General features: G+C 61.3%; 10 protein-coding genes. 7 read left to right on the top strand and 3 right to left on the bottom strand.

The window, feature by feature from the left end; all coding sequences use genetic code 11:
- The coding region (locus tag QOC89_RS24135; RefSeq protein WP_323047317.1) for an EamA family transporter at positions 1-428 on the top strand (428 nt) is incomplete at its 5' end.
- A gap of 127 nt (positions 429-555) precedes the next feature.
- Here the strand turns inward: QOC89_RS24135 and QOC89_RS24130 are convergent.
- On the bottom strand, positions 556-2655 hold the full coding sequence (locus QOC89_RS24130; protein WP_323047316.1) for an NADPH-dependent 2,4-dienoyl-CoA reductase: 2100 nt from the start codon (positions 2653-2655) through the stop codon (positions 556-558).
- Positions 2656-3018: 363 nt separating this feature from the next.
- On the opposite strand from QOC89_RS24130, the gene QOC89_RS24125 reads away from it, so the two are divergent.
- Entirely contained in the window at positions 3019-3813 is a 795-nt protein-coding gene (locus QOC89_RS24125; protein ID WP_323047315.1) for a DUF4397 domain-containing protein, read from the top strand.
- A 281-nt stretch (positions 3814-4094) separates the two neighbouring features.
- On the opposite strand, the gene QOC89_RS24120 is transcribed toward QOC89_RS24125, so the two are convergent.
- Both QOC89_RS24120 and QOC89_RS24115 read right to left on the bottom strand, forming a co-directional pair.
- Positions 4095-4229, bottom strand: a complete 135-nt coding sequence (locus QOC89_RS24120) for an entericidin A/B family lipoprotein (protein ID WP_012433647.1) — start codon at positions 4227-4229, stop codon at positions 4095-4097.
- 233 nt (positions 4230-4462) lie between these two features.
- On the bottom strand, positions 4463-5869 hold the full coding sequence (locus QOC89_RS24115) for a sensor histidine kinase (protein ID WP_323047318.1): 1407 nt from the start codon (positions 5867-5869) through the stop codon (positions 4463-4465).
- Between the two features lie 303 nt (positions 5870-6172).
- Here QOC89_RS24115 and QOC89_RS24110 point away from each other — a divergent pair, with 303 nt between their 5' ends.
- The 5 genes from QOC89_RS24110 to QOC89_RS24090 all read left to right on the top strand — a co-directional run bounded on the left by QOC89_RS24110 (position 6173) and on the right by QOC89_RS24090 (position 8717).
- Positions 6173-6349, top strand: a complete 177-nt coding sequence (locus QOC89_RS24110; RefSeq protein WP_179733025.1) for a DUF1328 domain-containing protein — start codon at positions 6173-6175, stop codon at positions 6347-6349.
- A gap of 144 nt (positions 6350-6493) precedes the next feature.
- A complete protein-coding gene (locus QOC89_RS24105; protein WP_006052455.1) occupies positions 6494-6655 on the top strand; it encodes a DUF1328 domain-containing protein in 162 nt (53 codons plus the stop codon).
- A gap of 87 nt (positions 6656-6742) precedes the next feature.
- Positions 6743-7315, top strand: coding sequence for a ferritin-like domain-containing protein (locus tag QOC89_RS24100; RefSeq protein ID WP_323047314.1), 573 nt, complete (start codon positions 6743-6745; stop codon positions 7313-7315).
- A gap of 320 nt (positions 7316-7635) precedes the next feature.
- The gene (locus QOC89_RS24095) at positions 7636-8268 is read left to right on the top strand and encodes a response regulator transcription factor (RefSeq protein WP_323047313.1); all 633 of its coding nucleotides are present in this window, start codon (positions 7636-7638) and stop codon (positions 8266-8268) included.
- Positions 8268-8717 carry a response regulator gene (locus tag QOC89_RS24090; RefSeq protein WP_323047312.1) on the top strand — a complete coding sequence of 150 codons (450 nt, stop codon included), beginning with the start codon at positions 8268-8270 and terminating at the stop codon, positions 8715-8717. Before QOC89_RS24095 ends, QOC89_RS24090 begins: the two co-directional genes overlap by 1 nt.
- The last annotated feature ends 381 nt before the right edge of the window (positions 8718-9098 follow it).

Below are 9098 nucleotides of genomic sequence, written 5' to 3'. Positions count from 1 at the left end.
TCGCGATGCTTTGCGGCGCGCTCTTCTGGGCCGGCGGCGCGCATCTTGCCGGACGGCTGAAACTGCCGTCGGACCTGTTTCTATCGACGTCGCTGCAGATCGGCCTGGGCGGCGCGATGTCGACACTGGTCGCGTGGGCGTCGGGCGAGCGGATGACGGAGGTGCATGTGCTGCCGGTGCTGGCCTTCATCTACCTGATGCTGATCGGCACGATGGCCGCCTACGTCGCGTACGGCTTTCTGATCCGGCATACGAGTCCGATCATCGCCAGCAGTTGCATGTACGTCAATCCGGTGGTCGCGGTGGCGCTTGGCGCGGTATTGCTCGGTGAGCCGGTCACGCATTCGACGGTGATTGCGACCGTCGTGATTCTGGCCAGCGTGGGTTTGTCTTTCTGGTTCGACTACCGGAAGAAGGGCCTCGCTTGAGGCGCGGGCGGCTCGCTGTCTGCTGCCTGTCTCTCGCTCCTCGGTCGCCGCGTCCTGTGTTTCGTTGCTTGAGAGCGCGGCGGATACGTGCGCTTGCCGTCGCGTCACAGCACAGCGGCCACGTTCTTCAGAGCGCCGCCGCCACTTCCGCGCCTTCGCGAATCGCGCGTTTCGCATCCAGTTCGGTCGCGACCTTCGCGCCGCCGATCACGTGATAGCGCGGAACCTTCGAACCATTGGGGCTGGTCGCGTGGTTAGCGCCTTGAATTCCATTCGCACCACTCGTCTTGTCCGCACCTCGTGCCGCCGTTTCCGGATACAGATCGCGTAGCGATTCCTGCCCGGCGCACACAACGATCGTGTCCACCTCGAGCCATTCTTCGACACCCGCGCGCGCAATCTTCAAACCGCGTTCGCTGATCTCCAGATACGACAAGCCTCCCAGCATCTTCACGCCGTTTCTGGCCAAGGTCGCGCGATGCACCCAGCCCGATGTTTTGCCGAGCCCCATGCCGAGCTTGCCGGCCTTGCGCTGCAACAGCCAGATCTCGCGGAACGGCTGCACCGGCGCCGGCGGTTTCAGGCCGCCGCGCTCCCGTACCGCGAGATCGACACCCCATTCGGCGAGCCACGCATCGCGCGGCATCGGCAGAGGATCGCCGGCGCGATGCAGCAAAAACTCGCTGACGTCGAAGCCGATCCCGCCCGCACCGATCACCGCGACCCGGCGTCCCACCGGCGCACCGCGCAGCACATCCACGTAAGACAGCACGTTCGCTCCGTCGATGCCGGCAATCGCCGGGCTCCGTGGCACGATGCCGGTGGCGACGATCACATCGTCGTAAGCGCCCGCCGCGAGCAGTGCAGGATCGACACGCGTATCGAGCCGCACGTCGACGCGATGCCGCTGCAACTGGCTCTGAAAATAGCGGATGGTTTCGCTGAACTCTTCCTTGCCCGGCACGCGCATGGCCAGATTGAACTGGCCGCCGATGGTTGCGCTCGCATCGAACAAGGTCACGCGATGGCCGCGCGCTGCCGCGACGCTCGCTGCTGAAAGTCCCGCCGGACCCGCGCCGACCACCGCGACCGAACGCGCGGCCTGCGGACTTGCGAGCGGCCGATAGACCAGCTCGGTCTCGCGGCCCGCACGCGGATTCACGAGGCAAGTCGCGCGCTGGTTCCTGAACGTGTGATCGAGACAGGCCTGATTGCAGGCGATACAGGTGTTGATTTCGTGCGCGCGTCCCTCGGCGCTCTTCAGCACGAACTCGGGATCGGCCAGCAAAGGCCGCGCCATCGACACCAGATCACCGGCTCCCTGAGCGAGCAGTGCTTCCGCCACCTCCGGCGTATTGATGCGGTTCGACACGATCACGGGGACCTTGACCGCCGCCTTCAGCCGCGCGCTGAGCGCAGCGAATGCCGCACGCGGCACCGAGGTCACGATGGTCGGTACGCGTGCTTCGTGCCAGCCGATTCCCGTGTTGAACATCGTGACGCCTGCGGCCTCGAGCGCCTGAGCGACCTGCACGGTTTCTTCCCAGGTGTTGCCGCCTTCCACCAGATCGATCAGCGAGATCCGGTACACCACGATAAAGCGTTCGCCGCACACCGCGCGCACACGCTCGACGATCTCGCGCGCCAGCCGCATGCGGTTCTGGATGCTGCCGCCGTAGCGGTCGGCACGCTGGTTGGTGCGCGGACACAGGAACTGGTTGAGCAGATAGCCTTCGCTGCCCATGATCTCGATGCCGTCGTAGCCCGCGCGTTGGGCGAGGTGCGCGCAGCGTGCGTAGTCGCGAACGGTGCGCGCAATGCCGGCTTCGGTAAGCGCGCGCGGTTTGAACTTCGAGATCGGCGACTTGAGCGCCGACGCCGACACGACGAACGGCTGATAGCCATAGCGGCCCGCATGCAGGATCTGCAATGCGATCTTGCCGCCTTCGGCATGCACGGCTTCCGTCAGCAAGCGGTGATTGCGCAGATCGAACACCGAATTCAGTGTGCCGCCGAAGGGCAGCAGCCAGCCTTGCCGGTTCGGCGAGATGCCGCCCGTGACGATCAGGCCGACCCCGCCTTTCGCGCGTTCCCGGAAATACGCGGCGAGCTTCGGGTAATTCCAGAAACGGTCCTCCATACCGGTGTGCATCGAACCCATCACCACGCGGTTGCGCAAACGGGTGAAGCCGAGGTCGAGTTCAGCGAGTAATTGTTGGTAAGGCATGGACGGGACCGTGTAAGGTTTGGATGCGCACGAACAATACACCGCTGATCGGGCCAACCCTCCGAGGAAAAATTCTAATCCCCGCAACTCGTTGCTCCGTAAGACATTCTTCAGGGTCCATACGCCATATCGGAGCCTGCGGCACACGCATTGCTGAATGCGAGCGTCCATCGACACGGACCGCGCCGCTCACACAAAACAGGCGCGATGTGCAGCAGGGATAGGAGGGGGCACTTCATTTCGGAGAGCCGGGCCGAAGCCGTTTCAACGTCCGACGGACGAGGCTTCAGACGGCGCGATGTCCGAAGCGGAGCGCCCACAAATTAACGGGTCGAGCGCCCAACAACGATATAGGTGAACACAATGAAAATGATCCGAACCATGGCGGCTGTGGTTGCGGCTGCATCCGTTTTGACCGCATGCGGCGGCGGCTCCGACGACGTAGGCAAGGAACTCGGTTTGACCAACCCGGAGATTCATTTCATCCACGCCATTCCGGGCGGTCCGTCAGTCGACTTTCTCGTGAACGGCACGGCGCCATCGGGCCAAACGAATATCGCCTACAAGGGCGTGACGAACTTCACCAACATCAACACGGGTTCGACCAACGTCGGCTACTCGGCCACCGGCACGACGACCGCGCTGGCGAGCGGCAACTTCCCCGATGTGGCGAAGGGCCACGAATACACGGTGCTGGCGTTGCCGGGCCTGGCCGCGCCGGATATCGGCCTGATCGACGATCCGTTCGACAAGGGCCTGCTGTCCAACAGCGCGCGCCTGCGCGGCTTCAACGCATCGGCTAACGCGACCAACCTCGATTTCTATCTGGTTCAGGCTACCAGCACTAACATTAGCGCAGTCAGCCCGACGATGGCGGGCGTATCGTTCAAGAACGCGGTGCCGGCAAGCGGCCAGGATTCGATCTATGTATCCGGCGGCCAATATGTGCTGATCGCGACGGTAGCGGGCAGCAAGACGCCGATCTTCCAGTCGCAGTCTTTCTCGCTGTCGAACAACGCCGACTGGCTGGTGACGTCAGTGCCGATCGCCGGGACGCTGAGCCAGCTCGTGCCGGGTCAGATCCATCTGCTGATTGCACAGAACGGCAATACGAGCACGCCGAGCGTCGAACTGTCGAACACGCTGACGGGCCAATAAGGCGCCAATAAAGACGCCAATAAAGACACCAATAAAGACGCCAACAAGCCTGCGAATCAGCATGCGTACATAGCATGCGATACACACGATAAGCGACAGTGCCTGGGAGGACAGAGCGGCGATCCACGTGCGTGGATCGCCGTTTTGTTTGGCGAGCCCGCCCGAGGATCAGGCGGCTCGGGCCATGAAAAAAGCCCGCAGCGGTTTCCCGCGACGGGCTGTGGAGATCATGCATTGCAAGGCGCCGCGCGGCACCCGGCAATTGATGGGGGACCCCTAACTCACTTGGCTTGTTCCGCTGAGTTCGTGATGGCGTTGCCACCCTTCGAAATATCCTGCCCAGCTCCCGCCATTGTGTTGCAACCGGCGAGCGCGGCCGTCCCTGCAATGAGAAGCAAAGCGATCAGTCGATTCATGAAAGTTCTCCTTGTCGAGAGTGCATCGGTTGACGTGCCTATGTTTTACGGCCCGTGCTAGCTGGGCTAGCTGTCGTCCCGACCGGGGCTTACGCCAGTCGATCCGGTCTGATTGCATGGTAAAAAAAGGGCGGGGTTCGCGCTGTCAGTTGCGCTGCGTTTTTTTCGTAGGCGTGCTCCGGTGTTTGCGTCGGCGCACTCCTACACGGGTTTCTGCAATAGATCGCAAGCCCTTATTCCACGGACGTTCGCGACGGCATTGAAGGCGGCAGATCGACCGATGGGGTTGCCGTGCTGACACTCGGCATCACCACATGGATGTCGGTGCCGCTCGGCACGCCGCGCTGGATATCGAAGCGCCCACCGTGCGCGGCGACGCGTTGGCGCATGCCGAGCAGGCCGTGGGTGTGCGTGCGTTTCAGATCGGCAGGCATGATGCCGACGCCGTTGTCGGCGATATGCAGCGCTACCTGACCGTCGCCGACCTGCAAGGCGATCGATACCCTGGAAGCGTGCGCGTACTTGGCCGCGTTCGTCAGCGACTCCTGCGCCACGCGAAAGAGCGCGATCTCGGTTTGCTCGTCGAGCTGGATGTCGTCGGCGGGCAGATGCGATTCGAGTATCCAGTTGTTGCGCTGCGCGGCTTCGTCGGCGAGGGTGCGCAGCGCGGTGACCAGGCCGAAGTTCGCCAGCACGGTGGGCCGCATGTCCTCGATGATGCGGCGCTTCAGCGCGATGCCCTGGTCGAGATTGGCGAGTGCGCGTTTGAGTTTCTCCGAGATGTCCGGGGCGCTGTCCTTCAGTTTGCGGTTGGCCCAGGCCACGTCCATCTTGCTCGCGGTCAGAATGGCGCCGAGTTCGTCGTGCAGTTCACGCGCGAGCTGGGTTTTTTCGTTTTCGCTGACGGCCTGCAAGTGCCAGCCCAGCGCTTCGAGCTGACGCGTGCGTTCATTGACGAGCTGGTCGAGCTCTTCCTGTTGCGTGATCAACTGACGCTGCACGCGCGCTTGCCGATCCATCTGGATCCCGAGATTGCGAAACAGCAGGATGAACAGCACGATGTTCAGCGCCGACAGCCCGGCCGCGCACAGTGTGGAGATGCGCTGGTCGGCGCGGCTCGCGTCGAGTGCGTGCTGTGCGCGGCGCTCCTCGTTGTCGCGCAGCAGCGTGAGGGTGTTGTCGACCAGGGCGGCGTCGGCGGGACTGACTTCGCTCGCGCTGCCGCAGGCGGAGAGATCGAGCGGCCGCGGTGCCGCGCGCTGCAATGCAGCAGCGCCCGCACCGATGCGCGCGTCGATCAATGCGGCGATCTGTGTGAAGCTCGCGAGTTCGGCGCTGTCCGCTTTGCCGCCACGGTAGAAGCTGTTCAGCTGTTGTTCGTTCTGCCTGATGCGCACAGCGGTCGCGCAAAAGCCGTGAGCGGACGCGTCCTGCTTCGTCAGAAGAAAATCGCTTTGGTGTGCGCTCAGACTGGCTAGCTGACTGGCGAGCGTGCTCAATTGCACGGTGATGTCGCGTGCTTCGAGCGCGGTTTCGTATTCAGCGGCAATGCGCTCGCGCGCGGTTTCGAGAATCACGAGGCCGCCCACCGTGATGACGATCGCCACGGTCATCGCGATCGCCCAACTGCGATTGCGCATCCAGTCGCTCAGTCGCGCGGCGGCAGCTGGTTTCTGCGGGTTCGACACATTCGGCACATTCGGCTCCTGGGGTGCGGCATCAGTGTAACGTTCGCCGGCTCGATGATTCGAGGACGGAGAGCGTGCGTTGCCCTCGAGTCGCATCCTTCGCGCCTAGGTGACCGCGGCAAGTGGCGTAACGCTGTCGTAATCCAATGTAAGCGGATTCTCACACGAAAAACGGCGTGCGTCGGAATGCGCCCGCCTTTGCCGATCGATAGGATGAACCTGGTCGTTCATTGATTGATTCTGGAGGAAGCCATCATGCTGAAATGGGCGTTGTTCTTTGCCGTCGTGGCCGTGATCGCCGGCCTTCTTGGCTTTACCGGCGTAGCCGCGGGCGCGGCGGCAATTGCGAAGTTCCTGTTTGTCGTGTTCGTGATTCTGTGCGTGGTGTTCCTCGTGCTTGGCTTCGTGGTGACGAAGAAAATCATCGATTAGCGCCGCCCGATGAGGTCGGTGGGTGCCGTTCCCGCGATGGTGAGGGCGCAGTTCGTTTCGGGTTTGCGCTTCAGATTTGCGTTTGGAGCGCTCAGGTTCACTCCAGCTTCGTTGTTATGCAGATACCAACAAAGGAGAGTCGCCATGCTTCACTATGCCATCGTTTTTTTCGTGATTGCGATCATCGCCGCCGTGTTTGGTTTTACCGGTATCGCGGCAGGCGCTGCGGAAATCGCGAAGATCCTGTTCTACATTTTCCTCGTCGTGTTTGTGGTCACGCTGCTGCTCGGCGTCTTCCGAACGTAGACGAATACGCCGTCCTTAAACCGGCGTATCAGGCGCGATTCGTGCGTGCTACGCAATTCCCCCAATACCGGATAAAGGAGAGAATCAATGGCAAAGTCTTCTGGCGCCCAAGGCGCAGCATCTCAATCCAGCGATCCGTTCGTGATGGATATTCAAAAGATCCGCGACGACGCGCGCAAGCACATGTCGGATGGGCCGGTCACGCAGAGCTACGGCGCGGATCGTGAGACGGTGCTGAAACTGCTCAACGACTCGCTGGCGACCGAAATCGTCTGCGTGCTGCGTTATAAGCGGCATCATTTCATGGCCAAGGGCATCAACTCCGAGGCGGTGGCGGCGGAATTCGCGGAACATGCGGCGGAAGAGCAGGAGCATGCCGACCGTATTGCCGAGCGCATCGTGCAGCTTGGCGGCGAGCCGGATTTTGCGCCGGACGGATTGAAGACGCGTTCGCATTCGGAATACAAGGAAGGCGACAATCTAACGGACATGATTCGCGAGAATCTGATCGCGGAGCGGATTGCGATCGATACGTATCGCGAGATCGTGCATTATCTGGGCGAGAAGGACGTGACGACGCGTCGTTTGTTCGAGGAGATTCTCGCTGTGGAAGAAGAGCATGCCGACGATATGGCGGATCTGCTCGAAGGCCGCGAATAAACAGCCTGAGGTTGACGCGGAGAAGCGCGGACGACGAGCAAGCGGGCGACGAGCAAGAGGATGTCGAGAAGCGGATTTCGATAAGCATCGATGTCGAGAAGCGCGAATCGACGGGCGCGGGGCGTGCGCAATGCGAATGGTCGCTTCGGCTGCCGCGCTTATTCAGTCGCAGATTGCTGGCGCGGGAGGGTCTGGATGGTGTCCCGCGCCGGCAATGATGCTGCTTGTACCGCTGTGGCTTTATGCCTTCGACCGAGGCACTGGCGAAGGTCATTACAATGTCTGCTTTGGAGCAATCCTATTGGACGGACACGAGACCGATGATTCGAGTGTTGATAGCTGACGACCATGCGATCGTCCGAGGTGGTTTCAGGCAGTTCGTTGCTGACGAGCCGGACATGTGCGTGGCGGCCGAAGCCGCGACCGGCGACGAAACCATTAGCCTCGTGCGGGAGCAGGCATTCGATGTCGTGTTGCTCGACATTGCGATGCCGGACAAGAACGGCATCGACACGTTGCGTGTGATCAGGCAGGTGCGGCCGGAGCAGGGCGTGCTGATTCTGTCGGGGTATCCGGAGAGCCAGTACGCGATCAATCTGTTGCGGGCGGGCGCCAACGGTTACCTCAACAAGGATTGCGAGCCCGAGGAGATTGTGCGGGCGATTCGCGCAGTGGCACGCGGGCACCGTTACCTGTCGGAGGCGGTGGCCGACACGCTGGCCGATAATCTTGACAAGCCGGCTGCGGGGCGGCCGCACGAAGCGTTATCCGAGCGCGAGTTCCAGATTTTCTGCAAGCTTGCGGCGGGACAGATTCCGACTCAGATTGCGGAGGAATTGCATTTGTCCGTGAAGACCGTGAGTACGTATCGAGCTCGCGTGTTGGAGAAGATGCGGTTGGCGAACAATGCCGATCTGACTTATTACGCGATCAAGAACGGCTTGATCGAATAATGAATGATCGAGACACACCGATGAATAGCGAATCGAACCCTGTTGCCGAGCCAGCCAGCCGCGCGCCGTTGCGCGTGCTGCTGATCGAGGATTCGCCGCTGATTCGCAGAAGCCTGGTCGAGGCGATCGACGCCTCGGGTTTGCTGCGGGTGGCCGCGTATGCGGATTCTGCCGATCAGGCGATTGCTTTGTTGAGCGATGAAGCTTTTGATGCGGTGATTGTGGATTTGCAACTGAAGCAGGGGTCGGGGGTGCCGGTGCTTGCTTATTTGCAGCGCGAGGGGCTGATCGATTCGGTGTTTTCCGCGGTACTGACGAATCACGCCTTGCCGGCGTATCGGGAGCGTTGCGAGCAATATGGTGTGCGGCACTTTTACGATAAGTCGTTCGAGTTTGATCGGGTGATTGATGCTTTACATGAGTATGCGTTTGCGCGGGGCGCTGGGTGAGGGTTGGTTTGGGTCTTTTTTTGCTTGCCTGCGGCGGTGGGTTTCTTGATTGATTAGTTATGCGGTGTTTGTTGTCTGTCTTTCTGTCTTTCTGTCTTTCTGTCTGTGGCGTTGGCCTTTCCTTGTTTTCTTATCGGTCTATTAGCGTCGCCCCTGTGCGGGGCGGCACTTACTTTCTTTGCCGCCGCAAAGAAAGCTAAGCAAAGAAAGCGGCTCACCCCGCCAGCTCATAAGCGGGTCCCCCGCGCAGCCACGCTAGTGGTGCATCTGGAATCCGTGCCCTCGCACATTCGACCTGAGTGACAAGGGCGTCATACCTCCCGCCTCGCACTGGGTGCTCGCCGGATGGGTTCATCAGAAACATTGCGCTTTCGTTTAGAT

Source organism: Paraburkholderia sp., assembly GCF_034668105.1.
In the GTDB taxonomy this organism is placed as follows: domain Bacteria; phylum Pseudomonadota; class Gammaproteobacteria; order Burkholderiales; family Burkholderiaceae; genus Paraburkholderia.
The sequence above is the reverse complement of the archived record's forward strand: the minus strand, read 5'-3'. Positions and strand labels throughout refer to the sequence as shown.

What these genes read in the sequence shown, in the direction of transcription:
- QOC89_RS24105 (WP_006052455.1), top strand. Translation starts at nt 6,494, where the DNA reads ATGCTTCACTATGCCATCGTTTTTTTCGTGATTGCGATCATCGCCGCC.
- QOC89_RS24130 (WP_323047316.1), bottom strand. Translation starts at nt 2,655, where the DNA reads ATGCCTTACCAACAATTACTCGCTGAACTCGACCTCGGCTTCACCCGT.
- QOC89_RS24095 (WP_323047313.1), top strand. Translation starts at nt 7,636, where the DNA reads ATGATTCGAGTGTTGATAGCTGACGACCATGCGATCGTCCGAGGTGGT.
- QOC89_RS24100 (WP_323047314.1), top strand. Translation starts at nt 6,743, where the DNA reads ATGGCAAAGTCTTCTGGCGCCCAAGGCGCAGCATCTCAATCCAGCGAT.
- QOC89_RS24120 (WP_012433647.1), bottom strand. Translation starts at nt 4,229, where the DNA reads ATGAATCGACTGATCGCTTTGCTTCTCATTGCAGGGACGGCCGCGCTC.
- QOC89_RS24115 (WP_323047318.1), bottom strand. Translation starts at nt 5,869, where the DNA reads ATGCGCAATCGCAGTTGGGCGATCGCGATGACCGTGGCGATCGTCATC.
- QOC89_RS24090 (WP_323047312.1), top strand. Translation starts at nt 8,268, where the DNA reads ATGAATGATCGAGACACACCGATGAATAGCGAATCGAACCCTGTTGCC.
- QOC89_RS24125 (WP_323047315.1), top strand. Translation starts at nt 3,019, where the DNA reads ATGAAAATGATCCGAACCATGGCGGCTGTGGTTGCGGCTGCATCCGTT.
- QOC89_RS24110 (WP_179733025.1), top strand. Translation starts at nt 6,173, where the DNA reads ATGCTGAAATGGGCGTTGTTCTTTGCCGTCGTGGCCGTGATCGCCGGC.